Below are 814 nucleotides of genomic sequence, written 5' to 3'. Positions count from 1 at the left end.
GCCCTACGAGAAGTTCGACATTCCAGTATCCTCGTTTCCGGCACCTCACAATCTGACACTTCCGGTTGAAGCACAGGACCTGAAGAGGCGGGTCAAGGTAGCGTCATTCCGCACTTGACCAGTCGGCGCGTAACGTAGTAAAGTAAAGGGGTGGGCATTGCGCCTGCCCCTTTTCTATTTGTGAGAGATACATGAATTTCGAATTGCTTGACGCGTGGTTCGGATACCGGCTCAGCCATATGTTCGAGCGCTACACTGGCCGTCGAGACCGGCTGGCGGCGCTCGACATTATGCAGGTGCGTAGGATGCCGCGCATCGTGAACGTGGTGCCAGAAATTCCTGAAGAAGACCCTGTGCGCGGTAGCCCGAATTACGTGACGCGCGCCGAATTGTCTACCGTGTACGACGGCCTGTCCAATCTTCTCGACTACGAGACATACGTTCCGATGCGTCCGCATTGGGAGGAACAGGAGATCGTGCGCCGGCCCCAGATCGAGATCGATCGCACATGTGCCCGAGGCTACAATGTGGTGAGGCTTCATGTAGGCAATATACCGTGGACCACGCATTACATTGCGGGCTCCGACTGTGGGCTGATATTGAGCGACGTTATTCTGTTCCATCAGGCATGGGCGTGGTTGGCGGCCGTGGGCCATATCATCGGGCAAACGCCGCTCGATGATTTCTTGGGTTACCCAATATACAACCAGCTGAATCGGGCACGCCACGACATGAACTTCAGCAATCGCGGGTTCGGTGCCAAGTCCTTCGATATTCAGTACCGGCAGCGGCGGTTGCGTGTCATGCACAATTC

General features: G+C 55.9%; 1 protein-coding gene. It reads left to right on the top strand.

Going from position 1 to position 814, the window contains the following annotated elements; genetic code table 11:
* Positions 1-191: 191 nt before the first annotated feature.
* Positions 192-814: hypothetical protein (locus AC1RPQ_RS07655; RefSeq protein WP_481762208.1), on the top strand; the 623-nt coding region annotated here is incomplete at its 3' end.

It is taken from the genome of Dellaglioa sp. CoH-57-MRSF-21 (genome assembly GCF_056781915.1).
The sequence above is the reverse complement of the archived record's forward strand: the minus strand, read 5'-3'. Positions and strand labels throughout refer to the sequence as shown.